This window comes from Albidovulum marisflavi, assembly GCF_025751435.1.
Classification (GTDB): domain Bacteria; phylum Pseudomonadota; class Alphaproteobacteria; order Rhodobacterales; family Rhodobacteraceae; genus Albidovulum; species Albidovulum marisflavi.
In genome coordinates, this window is the sequence record NZ_JAOWKY010000003.1 from 362,076 (window position 1) to 380,807 (window position 18,732).

Sequence of the window (18,732 nt, forward strand, 5' to 3'; positions counted from 1 at the left end):
ACGATGGCGAACAATTCAGGCGGCGAAAGCAAGAACACCCTCTACTGTTCGTTCTGCGGAAAGTCGCAGCACGAGGTGCGCAAGCTCATCGCCGGTCCGACCGTTTTCATCTGCGATGAATGCGTCGAACTGTGCATGGACATCATCCGCGAGGAATCGAAGACCACGGGGCTAAAGTCCTCGGACGGCGTGCCAACGCCGCGCGACATCTGCAAGGTTCTGGATGACTACGTGATCGGACAGGAGCACGCAAAGCGCGTGCTGTCGGTCGCGGTGCACAACCACTACAAGCGCCTCGCCCATGCGACGAAGTCCGCGGACATCGAGCTTGCCAAGTCGAACATCCTGCTGATCGGCCCCACGGGCTGCGGCAAGACGCTGCTGGCGCAGACGCTGGCCCGTATCCTGGACGTGCCCTTCACGATGGCCGACGCCACGACGCTGACCGAGGCGGGCTATGTCGGCGAGGATGTCGAGAACATCATCCTCAAGCTTCTTCAGGCATCCGAATACAACGTCGAACGCGCGCAGCGCGGTATCGTCTACATCGACGAGGTCGACAAGATCACGCGCAAGTCCGACAACCCCTCCATCACGCGCGACGTGTCGGGCGAGGGCGTGCAGCAGGCGCTCCTGAAGATCATGGAGGGCACCGTCGCCTCGGTCCCGCCGCAGGGGGGCCGCAAGCATCCGCAGCAGGAATTCTTGCAGGTGGACACGACCAACATCCTTTTCATCTGCGGCGGCGCCTTCGCGGGGCTTGAAAAGATCATCGCGCAGCGTGGCAAGGGGACCGCGATCGGCTTCGGCGCCGAGGTCAAGGACCCCGAGGCGCGCGGCGCCGGCGAACTTTTCATGGAACTCGAACCGGAGGATCTGCTGAAATTCGGCCTGATCCCCGAGTTCGTCGGCCGACTGCCGGTCATCGCCACGCTGACCGATCTGGACGAGGCGGCGCTGGTATGCATCCTGACCGAGCCGAAGAATGCGCTGGTCAAGCAGTACCAGCGTCTGTTCGATATCGAGGGCGTAAAGCTGACCTTCACCAGCGATGCGCTGACAGCGATCGCCAAGCGCGCGATCAAGCGCAAGACGGGCGCGCGTGGCCTTCGGTCGATCATGGAGGATATCCTTCTCGACACCATGTTCGAACTGCCGGGAATGGCTTCGGTGGAAGAGGTCGTGGTGAACGAGGAATCGGTGGACAAGGGCGCAAAGCCGCTGCTGATCCATTCGGAACCGAAGAAGGGATCCGCCTCGGCTGGCTGAGGCGGTATCGATATTCGATCTTTTTGCGCGAAACCACGGCGTCTGGCATGTCCCGGCGCCGTCGTTTTGATTCGCTTCCGGCTTGATGATCCGGGGCTTGCGGCCCTAAGGGGGCGGTGAACACCCGGACCGCTCCCTTGGCTCTGGACCTCGCCGTGCCCTGCGCTATAAGGGGGCAGGTCGTCCCGGAGGTTGCCCAATGAAATTCCTGCTGCGTCTCTTGACCTGGTGGAACAGCCAGACGCTCAACACGCAAGTCTACACATGGCGCAAGGGCGTGAAAGTGGGCGAGGATGCCGAGGGCAACGTGTTCTACCAGACACGCGACGGCAAGCGGCGTTGGGTCATCTACAACGGCGAATCCGAGGCTAGCCGCGTATCGCCGGATTGGCACGGCTGGCTGCACCACACCTGGGATCAGCCGCCGACCGAAAAGGCCCTGCCGCACAAGGCATGGGAAAAGCCGCACCAGGAAAACCTGACCGGCACCGACGCGTCCTACGCACCGCCGGGTTCGATCCGCCGCGCGGCGCCCGCCGAGCGTCGGGACTACGAGGCCTGGGTGCCGGAATAAGATGGCCGAGAATACCGCAGAGGTTCTGACAGGCGCCGCCGTTCTGGCAGCGGCCCTTGGTTTCCTGGTCTACGCGGGCCAGGGCAGCGGCTTGGCCCCGACAAGTGGCAGCTATGAGCTGAAGGCAAGCTTTCGATCGGTCGAAGGGATTTCCGTCGGCACCGACGTCCGGCTTGCCGGCGTCAAGGTCGGAACGGTGACGAGCCTTTCGCTGAACCCGCAGACCTTCTTCGCGGATGCCACGATCCTGGTTCAGGACGGCATCGTTCTGCCTGACGATAGTGCGATCCTGATAAGTTCCGAGGGCCTGCTTGGCGGATCCTTCGTCGAGCTTCAGCCCGGCGGCAGCTTCGAAAACTTTGGCCCCGGGGACGAGATCGAGGACACGCAGGGCGCGATCAGCGTCGTGAACCTCCTGTCCAAGTTCGTCGCCAACGGCTCGGGCGGCGATGCGGGGACGGAGCAGTGAGGCTTCGCGCCCTTGCCCTTCTGTGCCTGCTGGCCCAACCGGCCGCCGCGCAAGAGGCATCCGATGCCCCCGGTGCGATCCTTCGCGCCTTGGACAAGGTTTCGGGGCAGGCGCAGGACATTGAGGTGCATAACGGCGAAAGCGCCTTTTTCGGCTGGATCGAGATCACGCTGAGCGCTTGTCGATACCCGACCGGGGATCCGACCTCGGATGCGTTCGCGCATGTTTCCGTGTTCGACACGACCGCGCAGGTCACGGCATTCGACGGCTGGATGATCGCTTCAAGCCCCGCGCTTTCGGCGCTTGACCATCCCCGCTACGACGTCTGGGTGCTGCGTTGCCTGATCCCGGCGACCAGCTCCGACGGCTGAGGGGTTCGGGGCGCCGCAAAATCCGCTTCGCCGACCAGGGCGCGGCCTAACCTGCGGCGGTAGTCCGACCGTGAAATTTCGACCGCGCCCATGGACGCCAGGTGCGGCGTGAGGAACTGCGTATCGAACAGCGTGAAGCCCGCATTGACCAGGCGATCCACCAGGTAGGCCAGTGCGATCTTGGATCCGCCCGTGCGGGCGGAAAACATGCTTTCCCCGAAATAGGCGCGTCCCAAGGTGATGCCGAAGACGCCCCCCGCGAGCGCGCCCTTCTGCCAGACCTCAAGGCTGTGGGCGTGACCCGCTTTGAAGAGTTCGTCATAGAGTTGAATGAGTTCGGCGTTGATCCAGGTTTCAGGCCTGTTCGCGCAAGCACCGACCACCTCGCGGAATGCCGTGTCTGTTCGGATTTCGTAGTCCGCCCGCAAAATCTGGCGACAGAGCGTTCTGGAAACGTGGAAGCGTTCCAAGGGGAAGATGCCGCGAAAGCGGGGATCGACCCAATGAAGCGTGTCGGCGTTACGGCCTTCGGCCATCGGGAAGATGCCCCGCGCGTATCCCGAAAGCATCATTTCGGCCGTCAGCATTCTGCCCCTCCGCTCCGGCGTCGGGCGCCGGGGATCCGGGGGTCGCCCCCCGGATCGGCGTCAGCCGTAGTGTGCGGCCAGCCACTTCTCCAGCCAGTGGATCGAGTAGTCGCCTTTCTGGATGTCGGCCTCTGCCAGAAGCGCGTGGAACAGCGGCACGGTCGTTTCTACTCCCTGACCGTCCACGATCAGCTCTGACAACGCCCGCTTGAGCCGTGCGAGCGCTTCGGGGCGGTCGCGGCCATGAACGATCAGCTTGCCGATCAGGCTGTCGTAGTAGGACGGGATCGTATAGCCGTCGTAAAGGGCCGAATCCATGCGAACACCCAGCCCGCCCGGCGCGTGGAACTGAGTGATCTTTCCGGGCCGGGGCGCGAAGTCGGGAACCTTTTCGGCGTTGATGCGCACTTCGATCGCATGGCCCCGCACCTTGAGGTCCTCTTGGCGGAACTCCATCGGCAAGCCAGCCGCGACGCGGATCTGTTCGCGCACCAGATCGACGTCAAAGATCGCCTCGGTGACCGGGTGTTCCACCTGAAGCCGGGTGTTCATCTCGATGAAGTAGAACTCGCCGTCCTCGTACAGGAACTCGATGGTGCCGGCGCCGATATAGTTGATCTTGGCGACGGCGTCGGCACAGATCTGACCGATCCTTGCGCGGGTCTCGGCGTCGATCACCGGCCCGGGCGCCTCCTCGAAAACCTTCTGGTGGCGGCGCTGCAGCGAGCAGTCGCGTTCGCCCAGATGCACCGCCTTGCCCTTGCCGTCGCCGAAGACCTGGATCTCGATGTGGCGCGGCCTCTGCAGGTATTTCTCGATATAGACCTCGTCGTTGCCGAAGGCGGCCTTCGCCTCGCTGCGCGCGGTACGGAATGCGACTTCAAGCTCGTCTTCGGTTCGCGCGACCTTCATGCCGCGCCCGCCGCCGCCCGCGGTGGCCTTGATGATGACGGGATAACCGATCTCGGCCGCGACCTTCTTTGCAGCGGCAGTATCAGCCACGCCGCCATCGGATCCCGGCACGACCGGAATGCCAAGGCGCTTGGCGGTGTCCTTGGCGGTGATCTTGTCCCCCATGATGCGGATATGTTCCGCAGATGGGCCGATAAAGGTGATCCCGTGATCCTCCAGGATCTGGACGAAGCCGGCGTTCTCGGACAGGAAACCGTATCCGGGATGGATCGCCTGGGCCCCCGTGATCTCGCAGGCGGACACGATCGCGGGGATCGAAAGGTAGCTTTGCGAAGACGGGTTCGGCCCGATGCAGACGCTTTCGTCGGCCATACGGACATGCATCGCGTCGGCATCGGCGACCGAGTGAACGGCGACCGATTTGATCCCCATTTCCTTGCAGGCGCGGATCACCCTAAGCGCGATCTCGCCGCGGTTGGCGATCAGGATTTTATCGAACATCACCGCCTCACTCGATGATCAGGAGGGGTGCTCCGAACTCGACGGGCGTTCCGTCCTCGACCAGGATGCGCTTCACTGTTCCGGCGCGGGGGGCCGGGATGTGGTTCATGGTCTTCATCGCCTCGATGATCAGGACGGTCTGGCCTTCCTTGACCTGCGCTCCGATCGCAACGAACGGATCCGCGCCCGGTTCGGGGGAAAGGTAGGCCGTGCCCACCATGGGCGATGTCACCGCGCCCGGATGGCTGGCCGGGTCGCCACCAGCCGCAGGCGCGGCAGAGGCGGCGGGGGCGGCTGCCGCAGGGGCAGCGGCCGCAGGCGCGGCGACCGCAACTGGCGCCGCGTGATAGGCGGGGGCGGCGGGGGCCGCGTATTTCGACACCTTCACGTTCAGACTGTCGTGTTCGCCGAACTCGCGCTTGACGCTCAGTTCGGCAAGGTCGTTCTTGTTCAGAAGCTCCGCCAGGGCCTGGATGAAGGCCACATCGCTTTCGTGCGGGGTTTTGCTCATTGCCGTCCTCGATCGGTCCTGTCTGACCACCCGTATTTCCACGCGGGGCCAACCTTGTCCAGCCGCTTATACGCGCGCGTGGGCGCCGTGGCTAGGTTAGATGGCTGATGAATGCGGGTCGCGCGGTCCTGCGTAAAAATTTTACCGCTTGATAAAAAACAGATTCGGTGTCAGCGTCTTTCTCAAGAAACAAAGGGGGAGGCCGCGATGACCAACAGCCAGTTGACGCCGGGTGTGGTGGCCGGGCGCCTTGCGGCAGACGATTACGCCCGCAACTTTTCGGATATCGCGCCAAGGCTTGACCCGCACGAAGCCCGCGTCGCGGCCGATCGCTGCTATTTCTGCCATGACGCCCCGTGCATGACGGCTTGCCCGACCTCGATCGACATTCCGCTGTTCATCCGTCAGATCGCGACGGGAACACCCGAGGCGGCGGCCAGGACAATCCTGTCGCAGAATATCCTGGGAGGAATGTGCGCCCGTGTCTGTCCGACCGAAACCCTGTGCGAACAGGTCTGCGTCCGGGAGACGGCCGAGGGCAACCCGGTCGAGATCGGGCGGCTGCAGCGCTTTGCGACCGACACATTGATGGATAAGGGCGTTCACCCCTTCACCCGCGCCGCGGCGACGGGTCGGCGTGTGGCGGTGGTCGGGGCTGGGCCTGCAGGGCTGTCGGCGGCCCACAGGCTGGCCATGAAGGGGCACGAGGTAACGGTCTACGATGGGCGCGCCAAATCGGGCGGGCTGAACGAATTTGGTATTGCCAGCTACAAGACGACAGACGGGTTCGCGCAGGCAGAGGTCGAGTGGCTGCTGCAGATCGGCGGCATCACCGTCGAGAATGGCAAGGCGCTTGGTCGTGACATTACGCTTGATGACCTGAGGGCGGGTTTCGACGCGGTGTTTCTTGCGATGGGCCTTGCCGGCGTCAACGCGCTGCGCGTCGAGGGCGAGGGGCGCGACGGGGTTGCCAACGCAGTCGACTTCATCGCCGAGCTTCGGCAGACCGCGGACCTTTCCAACCTTCCGGTCGGCCGCGATGTCGTCGTGATCGGCGGCGGCATGACGGCGGTGGATGCGGCCGTGCAGTCCAAGCTTCTGGGTGCCGAAAACGTCACCATCGTCTATCGGCGCGGCAAGCAAGGGATGAGCGCGTCGGAGCATGAACAGGACCATGCCGCAAGATGCGGTGTCCGGATCATTCACAATGCGGCCCCGGTCGCTGTGCATGGCAACGGCGCGGTGCGTGAGGTTGAATTTGCCTACACCAAGCAAACGCCCGAGGGCCTGAAGCTGTCCTCCGAAACCTTCAGGCTGCGGGCGGACCAGGTCTTCAAGGCGATCGGCCAGACCTTGCAAGGCGTGCCCGAGGGGCTTGCCATCGATGGCGGCAAGATCGCGGTGACCGGGCCGGGGCGGACCTCGGTCAAGGGCGTATGGGCGGGCGGCGACTGCGCGTCGGGCGGGGAAGATCTGACCGTCACGGCGGTGGCGGAGGGACGCGACGCCGCAGAAGACATTCATGCGAGCCTGACGGGAGGCCAAGATGGCTGATCTGACGACGAATTTCATCGGGATCAAATCCCCCAACCCGTTCTGGCTGGCCTCGGCGCCGCCCACCGACAAGGAATACAATGTCCGGCGCGCATTCGAGGCGGGCTGGGGCGGGGTCGTCTGGAAGACCTTGGGCGCCGAGGGCCCTCCGATCGTGAACGTGAACGGGCCGCGGTACGGCGTCGTCCACGGCGCGGACCGCCGGGTTCTGGGGATCAACAACATCGAACTGATCACCGACCGCCCACTTGAGGTGAACCTGCGAGAGATCAAGTCGGTCAAGCGCGACTATCCCGATCGGGCGCTGGTCATCAGCCTGATGGTGCCCTGTGACGAAGACAGCTGGAAGGACATCCTGAAGCGGGTGGAAGATACCGGGGCCGATGGGGTCGAGCTGAACTTCGGCTGCCCACACGGGATGGCGGAGCGCGGCATGGGCTCTGCCGTGGGGCAGGTGCCCGAATACATCGAGATGGTCACGCGTTGGGTCAAGCAGTTCAGCCGCATGCCCTGCATCGTCAAGTTGACCCCGAACATCACGGATATTCGCCGCCCGGCAGAGGCTGCCAAGCGCGGCGGCGCGGATGCGGTGTCGCTGATCAACACGATCAATTCGATCACCAGCGTCGATCTCGACAATTTCGCGCCAGAGCCTACCATCGACGGAAAGGGCACCCATGGTGGTTACTGCGGCCCGGCGGTGAAGCCCATCGCGCTGAACATGGTGGCGGAAATCGCCCGGTCAGCGGAAACGGCAGGTTTGCCGATTTCCGGCATCGGCGGCGTCACCACCTGGCGCGATGCGGCCGAATTCATGGCGTTGGGCGCGGGCAACGTGCAGGTCTGCACCGCTGCGATGACCTACGGCTTCAAGATCGTCCAGGAAATGATCTCTGGCCTCAGTCAGTACATGGACGAAAAGGGCATGACCTCGACCGCCGACCTGGTCGGTCGCGCGGTCCCGAACGTGACCGATTGGCAATACCTCAACCTGAACTACGTCACCAAGGCGGTGATCGACCAGGATGCCTGCATCAAGTGCGGCCGTTGCTACGCTGCGTGCGAGGATACGAGCCACCAGGCGATCGCGATGTCTGCGGACAGGACATTCACGGTCAAGGAAGACGAATGCGTCGCCTGCAACCTGTGTCTGGATGTCTGCCCTGTCGAAGGCTGCATCAGCATGCGCGAGCTTGCATTGGGCGAGGTCGATCAGCGGACCGGCAGAAAGGTCGGGACCTATGCCAACTGGACAACGCACCCGAACAATCCGTCCGCGCAAGCGGCCGAGTAGTTGCGGGCGCGGCACACCGGGGTTGGCCCTGCAGCCCCGGTGTCTGCCATTCGAAGGCCGCTGACCATGCCCTTGTGAGGGCTCCGTCCGAATGCGCACCGCAGGTGGCGCCCAAGGTTCACGGGGTCAGAAGCTTCGTAAACAAAAGATCAAGGAAATCGTGGGCTTCGGCATATGGGTCGTGACCTTCGCCCAGGACGGCGCGCACCTGGACCTCGAAGTCGGCGTAGTGCTGCGTCAAGGCCCAGATCGCAAAGATCAGGTGCTGTGGCGGCAGATCTGCGATCCTGCCCTCGCTGGCCCACTGGCGCAGCACTTCCGATTTTTCATCCACAAGCGCCTTGAGCTTGCCACCCAGAAGTTCCGTCAGCCGGGGCGCGCCCTGCAGGATCTCGTTCGCGAACAACCTGCTTTCACGCGGAAAATCGCGGCTGAGGTCCAGCTTGCGGCGGACGTATTCAAGGATCTCGGTCTTTGGGTCACCCGCCGGATCAAGCGCCCGCAAGGGATCGAGCCAAGTATCCAGCAACTGCGACAGCAGGTCGAGGTGGATCGCCTCTTTCGAAGGGAAATAGTAAAGAAGGTTCGGCTTCGATAGCCCCGCGCGTTCGGCGATCTGATCCAGCGTCGCGCCGCGAAAGCCCTGCTGCGAGAACACATTCAGCGCCGCCTCCCGGATCAGTTCGCGGTTGCGTTGCTGAATACGCGTTTTGGCGCGCTGCTTCTGCTGGTCCTCGTTCAAAACCGTCTCCGGTCCGTCGCCTTTCGACGCTATACTTTCTGCTAACTTGGACCAACCGTTAACGCAACCTGCGATTGCCCTCTCTGCGGTTTGCCCAGTCCTTATTGTGATAGCTTCCGACGATGCTTGTGCCCTGAATCCACCGCCCTCATCGGATCAGCGGCGACTTCGCCATCCGGGTCCGCTCAAGTTCCAGTTCGTCCAATCCTGCATCCCGCCGCAGCCGAGCAGGCAGCCGGTCCGTGCCGTGGCGCGGTCGGACGGTGCGGTTGATGACCGCAAGACTTGCCTTCACGCGCTCAACGAATCCCATTTTCTGTTGCGCGAACGGCGCATCGCAGATCTGAAGCTCTTGCAGGTTGACGGGCTTCATGGTCGCCTCCGTGTGTTCTGATGCCCAGAAGTCTGCCCGACTGCGCACGGCGCGCTCAAACGCCGTTCCTTGACAGCGATTGTTCCAAAAAGTCACAAAGAGGGATGCCGCGACTCTTGCCCCCTCTGAACGCTTTGCGCGCCTTCGAGGCCGCCGGGAGGCTTGGGAGCTTCACGAAGGCCGCGGAAGAGTTGAACGTGTCCCATTCCGCGATCTCGCGGCATGTGCGCGGGTTGGAGGATCGTCTTAACGTCCATCTCTTCCGGACGCAGAACACCGGCGTCGCCCTGACCGATCAGGGCCGCGCTTACTTGTCCGAGATCACGCCCGCCTTTGACCGGATCGCCGATGCGACCGAAGCGCTTTCGGTTCCTCCAAAAGGCACGGTAACGCTCACGACGGAAAACACCGCCGCCCAGAAGTGGCTGATCCCTCGCCTCGCCCATCTGAAGGCTCGCCATCCCGACATAGACCTCCAGATCTCGGTCACGACGCAGGTCATGGATATCGAGGCGCATGATTTCGACATGGGGCTGCGGTATCTGCGTGCCGAGCCGTCGGAAGAACACCAGCTTCTCTTCCGATCCGCAGTTCGCGCCTACGCGGCGCCGGGCTTCGCACCGACCGCCAACGGTCGTGTGGATCTCGGGGCGCTGGCGAGGGGCCCCCTGATAGAAGATGCGACGTTCCGACTTTGGCCGGAATGGTTCAGGCTGGCAGGGCTTGTGGATGTTCCGGTCCTCGACCTGCCGCACCCGCTGGGTGCAATTCTTGCGATTCAGTCGGCTGTGGCGGGTTTGGGGGCGGTCCTGATGGACAAGAACCTCTGCGAACCGGAGGTTCGGTCGGGCGCCCTTGTCGAACTGGCCAGCGTCGAGCTTCCGTTTGGAGGATACTACTTGATCGTCAACAAGCGCGCGCGTCGCCGGAAAGCCGTCCGCGCCGTCTGCCAATGGCTGCTTGATGAATGCGCTGAAGCCGATGCAGCGCATGGTGCGTGATGCTGTGCTACGTGACGCCGAAGGAATACCTTGGCCTTTCCGGCCGCGACGACGTGAAGACGGGGCTGATCACCTACAAGCTGGCCGCGCATGACGCCGAACTTGCCAAGGGACATCCTGGCGCGCAGCGGCATTCCGGACCAGTGACCTTGTGATTGATCTGCGCCGGCCTGACGCCCCCGAACCAGCGGACCTTGTGCCGGTGACGGATCAGCGCGTGGTCTTCGTCTGCGGACCCCGAACCTGTCGGAGCTGGGGGAGCTCGCTCGCCGATTGGGCCTGCCGGACAGCGCGGCCGAAGATGATCGGGTCGCGTCACTGGTAGAACAGGTCTGCCCGGCGGTTCTGGTCAAGGGCGGGCATGCGGGCCACGGTTCGATCTGCAAGGGGCGTCTCTACTTGCCGCAGGGCCCGACTTGCGGTTCCGGGGGCCGCGCTTTCCCATCGCGCTTCGCGCTTCGCGCTTCGCGGGACCGGTTGCCAGTTGGCCGGCGCGATCGCCGTCGCGCTTGCCATGCGGAAGGATATTCCAGAGGCGGTGAGGGTCGCGCGCGGCCTTCTTGAGGCCTGATTTCGGGACGCTCAAGCGCAAGCGGGCGGCGCCCTGGCGTGAGCCGGGAGGCCCTGAAGCGGGCTTGCGGCACGAGGCGGTCAACCCGTGCACGATGCAACAGGTATCCAGCCCCGAGGTGTGATCAGAGCGCCCTTTGACGCCCAGGGGCGCCTTGGCGATCGCCGGGTTAGTGCAGTGCATTTCGTTCCTTTGCCGGCAAGTCTTTGGCGGCTGTCGCTTGGACAGGGCCTGTGCTCCGGAATCACCCGTAAACGAGAAAACTATTTTCACGAACGCGCATGGCAGGGGTGAGGTCGACGAAATATGCCATAAATATATGACCGTTATGGATATCCCGTCTTACCGGTCATGCGTTGATTTGGCGTTTTCAAGGTGACTCCAGGAAAAATGAAGAAAATAATTTACAAAAGCGCAAGTCCGGCTATAGCTTGTGGAAGTGTTCCGGAATCACCCGGGCCCCGGATGTCGGAAGAGGAGCCGGCGGGGCTTGACGGGCGGGCACTTCGCTCGACGGCTGGCCGTCGCAACTCAGGGAGAGAGAAATGTTCTACAGACCCAAGACCGCGCAGGCTACGCGCATCAGCCGCCGCCGGTTCCTCGAACTTGGCGGCTATGGCGCCACCATGCTGGGCACCGGATCTCTGGCTGTCGGCCTGAACTCCACGATCATGTCCACGCCCGTCCAGGCGGCGTCTTCGGACGAGGCGAAGTGGAAGCAGTACGCCGGCTCGAAGCTGACCTTCCTGTCGGAGAACACGCCCCCGTCCTTCGCGATCCGCGACAACATCAAGGCCTTTTACGATCTGACCGGGATCGAGGTCGAGATCCTGACCGACGACCTGCCGGTCGTGCAGCAGAAATGCGGGATCGACCTGCGCTCGGGCAAGTCGGACTACACGCTCCAGTACGTTCAGGACAAACCGATCGGTTCGCCCTTCGCCGATTTCTACGTCGACCTCTCGAAGATGTTCGGCGACGAGACCCTGCCGCAGGATATGGAAGGCTACGGCGACGACGCCTGGTTCGAGAACTTCCTGTCGGCCTGCGGCCGCTTCTACTCGGGCGAGAAGATCATCGCGCTGCCCTATGACGCGGCGATCGCGGTCACTTTCTTCCGCCAGGACCTGTTCGAGAAGCACACCAAGGACTTCGAGGCCGAATACGGCTACCGCCTGGAATATAACGCCGACAGCACCTGGAAGAACGTTCTCGACATCGCGACCTTCTTCAAGAAGCTGAAGGAAGGCGGCGCGGATGTTCCCTACGGCTACGCGCAGCACCAGGGCAGCTTCGCTTGGACGACGCAGCTCGATATCCAGCGCATGATGTTCGCCCACGGCCGCTGGATCGACTTCAACATCGACGACAAGATCGGCTCGAAGGAGCCTGGGCCGACGAACTGGGGTGATGCCCAGTCGGTCCTGATGCTGGAGAAGTTCAAGGCGCTGGCCGATGTGTCGCACCCCGACAACCTTGCCAACGGGACGCTGGAACTGAACACCGTCTACCAGTCGGGCAACATCGCGATGCAGGTCCAGTACCACGAGTTCGCGGCCTCGGTCGAAGATGCCAACACCTCGGTCGCGGCCGGCGGCAAGACCGCCTACGCGCCCTGCCCGAAGGGTGAGGCGGACTGGATCCTGAACGGTGGCCCCGCGGTCAACGGCACGAACTGCGGCATCGGCGGCATCGGCATCAACGCCAACGCGCCGGAAGAACTTCAGCGCGCGGCCTACCTCTTCGCGATCTGGTCGACCTCCAAGAACATCCAGTACGATGTTCTCAAAGGTCTGGGCGGCACGCCGACCCGCAAGTCGGTGCTCGAGATCCCGGAAGTGCAGGCGGCGCAGCAGCGTCCGAGTGCGATGCCCAACGCGCTGACCTTCGATGCGGTCTACAACTACGGCATCAAGGACCCGAACTTCGTGCTTGGCCCGAAGATCCCGGAGGCGAACGAGTATCACTCGATCATCGCGTCCGAGACGCAGCGGATGCTGTCGGGCGACATGAGCCCGGAAGAGACCGCGGCCTCGCTGAAGTCTCAACTCGACGATCTCAACGAAGTCCAAGGCTGATACGAGCCGGCAGCCCTCTGTGGGCTGCCGCACCTCACCCCTTTCTGAAGCCGTCCCCCGGGCCTGCTTGCCGGCCTTAATGAAGGAGCGACGACCGACATGACCGACGTGTCCCCCATTTCCGCCAACCCGCGTGCGGTCGCCGCGCAGATTTTCCGCGCTCGGGCACACTCCGCCGAGGTCGAGGCCCGCCCGCAAAGCGAGATCACGAACAGGCCGCGCAGCTTCAACCCGCCGATGCCGAAACGCTACTACTACTACCTGATGGCGCCGGCGATCGCGATCCTTGCCTTCATCTCGCTCTACCCGTTCTTCTGGCTGATCGTCATGTCCTTGCAGGACGTCGATATCGGTGGAGGCGAATGGGTGGGTTTCAAGAACTACGTGAAGCTCTTCTCCGACGGCCGCTTCCTGGACGGCTGGTGGCTTCTGGCGCAATACAGCGTCATGTGCCTGGGGCTTCAGGTCGGACTGGGTGTCCTGCTGGCGGTCGTCGTCAACAGCTCCAAATACGAAAAATACCTGGTCACCGCACTTCTGATGCCGATGATGATGGCGCCCGCCGTTGCCGGTCTGTTGTGGCTCTTCCTCTACAACGGCACCTTCGGCTGGTATCACTGGATTCTGCAAAGCGTGGGCATCCTCGACAATGCCTCGATCCTGGCCAGCGCCAACACCGCGATGTATGCCATCGTCCTCGTCGACGTGTGGCAGTGGACGCCGCTGATCACCATCATCGCTCTTGCCGGTCTGAAGCGCGTGCCGCGTGACCAGCTTGAAGCCAACATGGTCGATGGCGCCTCGCCGCTGCGCAACTTCTTCGCGATCACGATGCCAAACCTTTACCCGGTCCTGCTGATTGCCGTGCTGCTGCGCTTCATGGACAACTTCCGCTTCATCGACTCCGTCCTCGTTCTCACGGGCGGCGGGCCGGGCAGCGCGACCAAGATCCTGCCGGTCTACCTTTTTGAAGTGGCCTTCAAGTTCTTCAAGCTTGGCCGGGGTGCCGCAATCGCGCTGACGCTGCTTATCGTCACCATCATCCTGGGCAAGCTTCTTGTCCGCGTCTTCGAAAAACCCCAGAACGAGAAGGGCTGATCAGCATGGCATCCCGTGACGTCGTTTCCTACGATACCCCGCTTTCGCGCGCCCTTAAGGTTCTGGCCGGTCTGTTCCTTGCCCTCTACCTGGTCTGGACGCTTCTGCCCTTCTTCGTGATGTTCGTTTCGTCCTTCAAGGACCTGCTGGAGGCTTTCAAGCTTCCGGCGGTCGGGGACTGGGCGGGGATCACCGTGTTCTTCGAGTTCACGCCGACCTTCAAGCACTACACCTCGCTCTTCACCGAGAACAGCTTTGGGACCTACATCCTGAACAGCCTGATCGCGGCGGGCGGCTCGGCGGTGATCTCGGTGATCTTCGGATCGCTGGCGGCCTACTCGCTCAGCCGGGTGGATTTCCGGGGCAAGCAGGATCTGTTCTTCTGGATCATCTCGACCCGGATGGCGCCGGTGGTGGCGGTGATGGTGCCCCTTTACGCGATCTTTCGCAGCCTGGACCTCGTGGGGACGCTTCCCGGTCTGATCCTGGCCTACACGACCTTCAACCTGCCCTTCGCGATCTGGATCCTGAAAGGCTTCTTCGACAACGTGCCCTTCGCGATCGAGGAAGCGCAGATGGTGGACGGCTCGACCCGGTTCCAGGCGTTCCGGTCGATCCTGCCGCTCGTCGCGCCGGGTATCGGGGCCTTCGTGGTGCTCTGCATCCTCTTTGCCTGGAACGACTTCCTGTTCGCCGCCATCATCGGCTCCGGCGGGGCGAAGACGCTGCCGGTCGCGACCCGCGAACTGGTCCAGCCGCAGAACATCCAGTGGGGCTCGATCATGGCGGCAGGCGTGGTGACCACGGCCCCCATGATGCTCCTCGGCCTTGTGATCCGCAAATACCTGGTGACCGGCCTGACGATGGGCGCAGTCAAGGAATGAACCGGGCGGCGCGCCAAGCGGCGCGCGCCCAGACCAACCCCCTTGGGAGGAATTGAGACATGGCGACGGTAACCATCAAGAACGTCTGGAAGTACTACGGCGAGACGCCGGCCGTTAAGGACCTTAACATCACCTGCCCGGACGGCAGCTTCGTGTCGATCCTAGGCCCCTCGGGCTGTGGCAAGTCCTCGACGATGCGGATGCTGGCGGGGCTGGAGCACATCAGCGCGGGCGACATCCTGTTCGACGATCAGCGGATCAACGATCTGGCGCCCAAGGACCGCGACGTCGCGATGGTGTTCGAAAACTACGCGCTCTACCCGCACAAGACCGTCTATGAGAACATCGCGAACCCGCTGCGCCTGCGCAAGGCGAGCGAGGACACGATCAAGGCGCGTGTGACCGGGGCGGCGAAGCTGCTTGAAATCTCTCACCTGCTGGAGCGCCGCCCGCACGAGCTTTCGGGCGGCCAGAAGCAGCGCGTGGCGATCGGGCGGGCCATCGTCCGCGAACCAAAGCTCTTCCTCTTCGACGAGCCGATCGCGCACCTCGACGCCAAGCTGCGCGCCCACATGCGCGGCGAGATCAAGCACCTTCAGCGCACGCTTGGGACCACGATGATCTACGTGACCCACGATCAGTTGGAGGCGCTGTCGATGGCCGACTACATCGCGGTCATGCATGACGGCGAGTTGCAGCAGTGGGGCACGCCGGCCGAGATCTTCAACCATCCGGTCAACGCCTGGGTCGCGGGCTTCGTCGGTGAACCGGCGATGAACTTCCTGACCTGCGACATCAAGGGGCAGGGCGACGATGTTCTTCTGCGCCACAGCAACTTCGAAATCCCGCTGCTGCCGGGCCAGGTGCGCCAGCTCAACGGTGCGGCGCAGGCCGGGACCGCGCGGATGGGCGTGCGCCCCGACGCGCTGTCGATCAGCATGACACGGCCCGACGAGGCCGCGATGCAGGGCGAGATCTTCGTGAACGAGCTTCTGGGCGGCGACATGCTGGTCGAGGTCCAGTTGGACGACTGCCGCATCCGGGTCAAGACAACGCCGGAGTTTGAGGGCAAGCCGGGCGAGAACTGCTTCCTCTCGGTCAACCGCGACAAATGGCACGTCTTCGACGCGGGCGACGGGCATGCCTACTTCTGAGGCCATCGCCGCCAGGGCGGGCCGCGAGGTCCCCTATGAGGAGGCGCTCGACGCCTTCCTGGCGACGCATGTGCCTTCGCGCGGGGCGGCCGGTCTGGTTCAGGCCTACCGCGCGGTGCAGGCGATGCCCTACTTCTCCGGCCCCGACCGGACGCCGCAGGCGGCGCTCCGGGACGGGCGGGGGGCCTGCACGGCCAAGCATCTGGTTTTGCGCGATCTCCTGCGGCGCCTGGGTCACCCGGCGGAGGTGGAGATTGTCGAGGGGGATTTTGCCTCCGGTGTCCCGGTGCATCCCTCGATGCCATACGCACTCATGAAGATTATCCGGGACGAGAGGGTCACGGATTTCCACTGCCGGGTGCGGGTCGGGGGCCAGGCAGTTGATGCAACCTGGCCTCTCGACCTTCTCCGCTGGGGCTTTCCGGCCGACACAGATTGGGCCGGACAGGGCGATACGAAACAGGCTATCGAACGGGTGGTCGTCCGATCGGTGGAGGAGGACGTCCTGGGCGCAAAGGCCCGGCTCTTGGCGGGATTGTCAGAGGAGGCAACCCGCCGCCGCGCCGAGTTCCTTGCGCTTCTATCGAATTGGCTCACGGATCTGGCGTGGCCGGAAGAAGAAACGATCTGACGACGGGGGAGGAAAACTTGTCGGGCACGGGTAAGGTTTTTGTCGGCATCGATGCCGGCACGACGGGCTGCACGGTCATGGTCTTCGACGAGAAGGGCAATGCCATCGGCCACGGCTATCAGGAATACAACTGCTCCTCGCCGCAGCCCGGCTGGATCGAGCAGAGCCTGGATGACGTCTGGGCGGGGATCTGCTCGGCCACGAAGCAGGCGGTGAAGAAGGCGGACGTGCCTGCCTCGGCCTATCACTCGGTCGGCCTGTCCAGCCAGCGCGGTACCTTCGGCATCCTCGACGCGAACCGCCGTCCGCTGATGAACTCGCTGGTCTGGAACTGCGGGCGGGCCCTGAAAAGCGTGGCTGCTATCGCCGCAGAGTTCTGCCCGGAGGAGCACCAGCAGCACACCGGCATGCAGATCAGCCCGCTTTGGTCGGCCGCCAAGATCGTCTGGCTGCGCGAAAAGCGCCCGGATCTTTTCGACGCCACGCGCTGGTTCGTGAATGGGCAGGAATACTTCCTCTGGCGCATGGGGGCCGACGATTGGGCGACCGATCCGGCGTCCCTGACGCTGAACGGGATGATGGACATCGCCAGGCTCGACTGGTCGGACCGTGTCCTGAAGGCCTGCGGCATCGATCGTGACCGCCTGCCGCCGGTGGGCACGCCCGCGACGATGGTCGGCCGCCTCTCGAAGGCCGCGGCGCATGAAACCGGCCTGCCCGAAGGCGTGATCCTGTGCCGGGGCGCGGGCGACCAGCAATGTGCGGCGATAGGCGCCGGTGTCATTCGCCAGGGCATGGCCGAATTCACCGTCGGCACCTCCGGCGTGATGGTGGCCCATCTCGACAGCGTCGAGCGGATCAAGGGCAACAAGCTCTGGTGGGGTGGGCATGGCGTGCCCGGCGCCTGGGACATCGAGGGCGGGGCCTTCAGCCTCGGTGCATCGCTGCGCTGGTGGCGCGACCATCTGGGCCGCAACGAGCTTGACGAAAGCGCCAAACGCAATTGCAGCGTCTATAGCGTGATGGTGGAGCAGGCCCACAACTCGAAGCCCGGCGCCAATGGGGCGATGTTCCACAGCTTCATGGCCAGCCAGGTCACCCCCTACTACGACGCGGTCGCCCGCGGCGGCTTCCTGGGGCTTGGCCTTTACCACGAGCGTCATGACCTGATCCGTGCGCTTCTGGAAGGTTGCGCGCAGGAAATGAAGATGGTCTTCGACAGCTTCCAGTCCGATATCGAGGGCGGCATCACCGATTTCCGCCTGACCGGCGGCGGCACCAAGTCCGACGGCTTCGTGCAGATCATGACCGATATCATCGGCGTGCCCTCGACCGTGACGAAAGAGCGCGAATGCACGGCGCTCGGCGCGGCGATCCTCGGGGCCTTCGGCTCCGGCGCCTTCGGCACGATCGACGAGGCGGTGGAATCGATGGTGCAGGTTGAATCGACCTTCGATCCCAACCCCAAGCTGCGTGAACTCTATGACGAGCAGCACGCCATCTACCGCGGCATGTACGAGGCCATCGCCAGATCGGGCCAGTACGCCGCGCTCAGCGACTTTTCGCAGAAATATCAGTGATATCAGACAGGAGACCCTGACATGGCAATTCCCGGCATCCGCGGCATGGAACACGTGGGCATCACGGTTCCCGACATCAACGAAGCTTGCGATTTCTTCACCCGCATTCTCGGCGCCGAGGTGCTTTTCACCGCCGCCACCGATTTCCGCGGCGAGGGCGACTGGATGCACGAACATCTGCGGGTCCATCCCCGCGCCGAGATCAAGGAGTTTCGCTACGTGCGCCTTGGCAACGGCACCAATCTTGAGGTGTTCCAGTATTCCTCGCCCGACCAGAAGACCGAGGGGCCGCTGAAGAACTCCGACATCGGGGGCCACCACATGGCCTTCTATGTCGATGACATGGATGCGGCGATCAAGTTCCTCCAGGACAACGGGGTGGAGGTTCTGGGCGAACCCACCAGTTACACCGACGGTCCGAACCTTGGGCTGACCTGGTGCTATTTCATGGCGCCTTGGGGGCTTCAGCTTGAGGTTGTCTCCTCACCCAAGGGCACGACCTTCGACAATGAGGCGAAGGCCGCTGGCCGCCGCCGCCTGTTCGACCCCTCGCGCGCGGCCGAAACGCTGATCTGAAC

General features: G+C 63.5%; 19 protein-coding genes and 1 pseudogene. 15 read left to right on the forward strand and 5 right to left on the reverse strand.

All coding sequences use genetic code 11. The annotated features are described in order from the left end of the window. Window positions 1-3 precede the first annotated feature (3 nt). From clpX to OEW28_RS13665, 4 genes are all read left to right on the forward strand, one after another. Complete coding sequence (gene clpX, locus OEW28_RS13650; protein WP_263735382.1) at window positions 4-1,269, forward strand: ATP-dependent Clp protease ATP-binding subunit ClpX; 1,266 nt, start codon at window positions 4-6, stop codon at window positions 1,267-1,269. A gap of 199 nt (window positions 1,270-1,468) precedes the next feature. Continuing rightward, complete coding sequence (locus OEW28_RS13655) at window positions 1,469-1,843, forward strand: NADH:ubiquinone oxidoreductase subunit NDUFA12 (protein WP_263735319.1); 375 nt, start codon at window positions 1,469-1,471, stop codon at window positions 1,841-1,843. Between the two features lies 1 nt (window position 1,844). After that, window positions 1,845-2,312, forward strand: a complete 468-nt coding sequence (gene mlaD / locus OEW28_RS13660) for an outer membrane lipid asymmetry maintenance protein MlaD (protein WP_263735320.1) — start codon at window positions 1,845-1,847, stop codon at window positions 2,310-2,312. Beyond that, the gene (locus OEW28_RS13665) at window positions 2,309-2,683 is read left to right on the forward strand and encodes a DUF2155 domain-containing protein (protein ID WP_263735321.1); all 375 of its coding nucleotides are present in this window, start codon (window positions 2,309-2,311) and stop codon (window positions 2,681-2,683) included. The genes mlaD and OEW28_RS13665 overlap by 4 nt, the downstream gene beginning before the upstream one ends. Here the strand turns inward: OEW28_RS13665 and aat are convergent. Genes aat through accB form a run of 3 tightly spaced genes read right to left on the reverse strand, consistent with a single transcriptional unit; the run spans window position 2,629 to window position 5,194 of the window. Then, entirely contained in the window at window positions 2,629-3,270 is a 642-nt protein-coding gene (aat, locus tag OEW28_RS13670; protein WP_263735323.1) for a leucyl/phenylalanyl-tRNA--protein transferase, read from the reverse strand. The genes OEW28_RS13665 and aat overlap by 55 nt on opposite strands. Before the next feature lie 60 nt (window positions 3,271-3,330). Then, the gene (gene accC, locus OEW28_RS13675; RefSeq protein WP_263735324.1) at window positions 3,331-4,683 is read right to left on the reverse strand and encodes an acetyl-CoA carboxylase biotin carboxylase subunit; all 1,353 of its coding nucleotides are present in this window, start codon (window positions 4,681-4,683) and stop codon (window positions 3,331-3,333) included. Between the two features lie 7 nt (window positions 4,684-4,690). Continuing rightward, entirely contained in the window at window positions 4,691-5,194 is a 504-nt protein-coding gene (gene accB, locus OEW28_RS13680; protein WP_263735325.1) for an acetyl-CoA carboxylase biotin carboxyl carrier protein, read from the reverse strand. 207 nt (window positions 5,195-5,401) lie between these two features. Here accB and OEW28_RS13685 point away from each other — a divergent pair, with 207 nt between their 5' ends. Beyond that, entirely contained in the window at window positions 5,402-6,748 is a 1,347-nt protein-coding gene (locus tag OEW28_RS13685; protein ID WP_263735326.1) for an NAD(P)-dependent oxidoreductase, read from the forward strand. Beyond that, window positions 6,741-8,042, forward strand: a complete 1,302-nt coding sequence (preA, locus tag OEW28_RS13690) for an NAD-dependent dihydropyrimidine dehydrogenase subunit PreA (RefSeq protein WP_263735327.1) — start codon at window positions 6,741-6,743, stop codon at window positions 8,040-8,042. Before OEW28_RS13685 ends, preA begins: the two co-directional genes overlap by 8 nt. A 118-nt stretch (window positions 8,043-8,160) precedes the next feature. Here preA and OEW28_RS13695 read toward each other — a convergent pair whose 3' ends face one another. Both OEW28_RS13695 and OEW28_RS13700 read right to left on the reverse strand, forming a co-directional pair. Beyond that, a complete protein-coding gene (locus OEW28_RS13695; protein ID WP_263735328.1) occupies window positions 8,161-8,784 on the reverse strand; it encodes a TetR family transcriptional regulator C-terminal domain-containing protein in 624 nt (207 codons plus the stop codon). Window positions 8,785-8,932: 148 nt separating this feature from the next. Next, entirely contained in the window at window positions 8,933-9,157 is a 225-nt protein-coding gene (locus OEW28_RS13700) for a hypothetical protein (RefSeq protein ID WP_263735329.1), read from the reverse strand. Window positions 9,158-9,261: 104 nt separating this feature from the next. Here OEW28_RS13700 and OEW28_RS13705 point away from each other — a divergent pair, with 104 nt between their 5' ends. From OEW28_RS13705 to OEW28_RS13745, 9 genes and pseudogenes are all read left to right on the forward strand, one after another. Further along, window positions 9,262-10,158: a LysR substrate-binding domain-containing protein gene (locus tag OEW28_RS13705; protein WP_263735330.1), complete on the forward strand. Its 897-nt coding sequence runs from the start codon at window positions 9,262-9,264 to the stop codon at window positions 10,156-10,158. After that, window positions 10,152-10,289: pseudogene (locus OEW28_RS13710) on the forward strand (phosphomethylpyrimidine synthase ThiC); the annotation flags it as partial. The gene OEW28_RS13705 and the pseudogene OEW28_RS13710, both read left to right, overlap by 7 nt. A 985-nt stretch (window positions 10,290-11,274) precedes the next feature. Then, the gene (locus OEW28_RS13715; RefSeq protein ID WP_263735331.1) at window positions 11,275-12,807 is read left to right on the forward strand and encodes an extracellular solute-binding protein; all 1,533 of its coding nucleotides are present in this window, start codon (window positions 11,275-11,277) and stop codon (window positions 12,805-12,807) included. A gap of 99 nt (window positions 12,808-12,906) precedes the next feature. After that, entirely contained in the window at window positions 12,907-13,905 is a 999-nt protein-coding gene (locus OEW28_RS13720; RefSeq protein ID WP_263735332.1) for a carbohydrate ABC transporter permease, read from the forward strand. A 5-nt stretch (window positions 13,906-13,910) separates the two neighbouring features. Beyond that, on the forward strand, window positions 13,911-14,789 hold the full coding sequence (locus OEW28_RS13725; protein ID WP_263721334.1) for a carbohydrate ABC transporter permease: 879 nt from the start codon (window positions 13,911-13,913) through the stop codon (window positions 14,787-14,789). A 59-nt stretch (window positions 14,790-14,848) separates the two neighbouring features. Continuing rightward, window positions 14,849-15,943, forward strand: a complete 1,095-nt coding sequence (locus OEW28_RS13730; protein WP_263735334.1) for an ABC transporter ATP-binding protein — start codon at window positions 14,849-14,851, stop codon at window positions 15,941-15,943. Then, window positions 15,930-16,574 carry a hypothetical protein gene (locus tag OEW28_RS13735; protein WP_263735335.1) on the forward strand — a complete coding sequence of 215 codons (645 nt, stop codon included), beginning with the start codon at window positions 15,930-15,932 and terminating at the stop codon, window positions 16,572-16,574. Before OEW28_RS13730 ends, OEW28_RS13735 begins: the two co-directional genes overlap by 14 nt. Beyond that, on the forward strand, window positions 16,550-18,154 hold the full coding sequence (locus OEW28_RS13740; protein ID WP_263735337.1) for an FGGY-family carbohydrate kinase: 1,605 nt from the start codon (window positions 16,550-16,552) through the stop codon (window positions 18,152-18,154). Before OEW28_RS13735 ends, OEW28_RS13740 begins: the two co-directional genes overlap by 25 nt. 21 nt (window positions 18,155-18,175) lie before the next feature. Continuing rightward, window positions 18,176-18,730 carry a VOC family protein gene (locus tag OEW28_RS13745; protein WP_263735338.1) on the forward strand — a complete coding sequence of 185 codons (555 nt, stop codon included), beginning with the start codon at window positions 18,176-18,178 and terminating at the stop codon, window positions 18,728-18,730. Window positions 18,731-18,732 lie beyond the last annotated feature (2 nt).

Excerpts from the sequence above, each read along its gene's own strand:
- preA (WP_263735327.1), top strand. The coding sequence starts at position 6,741 with ATGGCTGATCTGACGACGAATTTCATCGGGATCAAATCCCCCAACCCG.
- OEW28_RS13725 (WP_263721334.1), top strand. The coding sequence starts at position 13,911 with ATGGCATCCCGTGACGTCGTTTCCTACGATACCCCGCTTTCGCGCGCC.
- accC (WP_263735324.1), bottom strand. The coding sequence starts at position 4,683 with ATGTTCGATAAAATCCTGATCGCCAACCGCGGCGAGATCGCGCTTAGG.
- OEW28_RS13720 (WP_263735332.1), top strand. The coding sequence starts at position 12,907 with ATGACCGACGTGTCCCCCATTTCCGCCAACCCGCGTGCGGTCGCCGCG.
- OEW28_RS13715 (WP_263735331.1), top strand. The coding sequence starts at position 11,275 with ATGTTCTACAGACCCAAGACCGCGCAGGCTACGCGCATCAGCCGCCGC.
- accB (WP_263735325.1), bottom strand. The coding sequence starts at position 5,194 with ATGAGCAAAACCCCGCACGAAAGCGATGTGGCCTTCATCCAGGCCCTG.
- aat (WP_263735323.1), bottom strand. The coding sequence starts at position 3,270 with ATGCTGACGGCCGAAATGATGCTTTCGGGATACGCGCGGGGCATCTTC.
- OEW28_RS13655 (WP_263735319.1), top strand. The coding sequence starts at position 1,469 with ATGAAATTCCTGCTGCGTCTCTTGACCTGGTGGAACAGCCAGACGCTC.
- mlaD (WP_263735320.1), top strand. The coding sequence starts at position 1,845 with ATGGCCGAGAATACCGCAGAGGTTCTGACAGGCGCCGCCGTTCTGGCA.
- OEW28_RS13705 (WP_263735330.1), top strand. The coding sequence starts at position 9,262 with ATGCCGCGACTCTTGCCCCCTCTGAACGCTTTGCGCGCCTTCGAGGCC.
- OEW28_RS13730 (WP_263735334.1), top strand. The coding sequence starts at position 14,849 with ATGGCGACGGTAACCATCAAGAACGTCTGGAAGTACTACGGCGAGACG.
- OEW28_RS13735 (WP_263735335.1), top strand. The coding sequence starts at position 15,930 with ATGCCTACTTCTGAGGCCATCGCCGCCAGGGCGGGCCGCGAGGTCCCC.
- OEW28_RS13685 (WP_263735326.1), top strand. The coding sequence starts at position 5,402 with ATGACCAACAGCCAGTTGACGCCGGGTGTGGTGGCCGGGCGCCTTGCG.
- OEW28_RS13700 (WP_263735329.1), bottom strand. The coding sequence starts at position 9,157 with ATGAAGCCCGTCAACCTGCAAGAGCTTCAGATCTGCGATGCGCCGTTC.
- clpX (WP_263735382.1), top strand. The coding sequence starts at position 4 with ATGGCGAACAATTCAGGCGGCGAAAGCAAGAACACCCTCTACTGTTCG.
- OEW28_RS13745 (WP_263735338.1), top strand. The coding sequence starts at position 18,176 with ATGGCAATTCCCGGCATCCGCGGCATGGAACACGTGGGCATCACGGTT.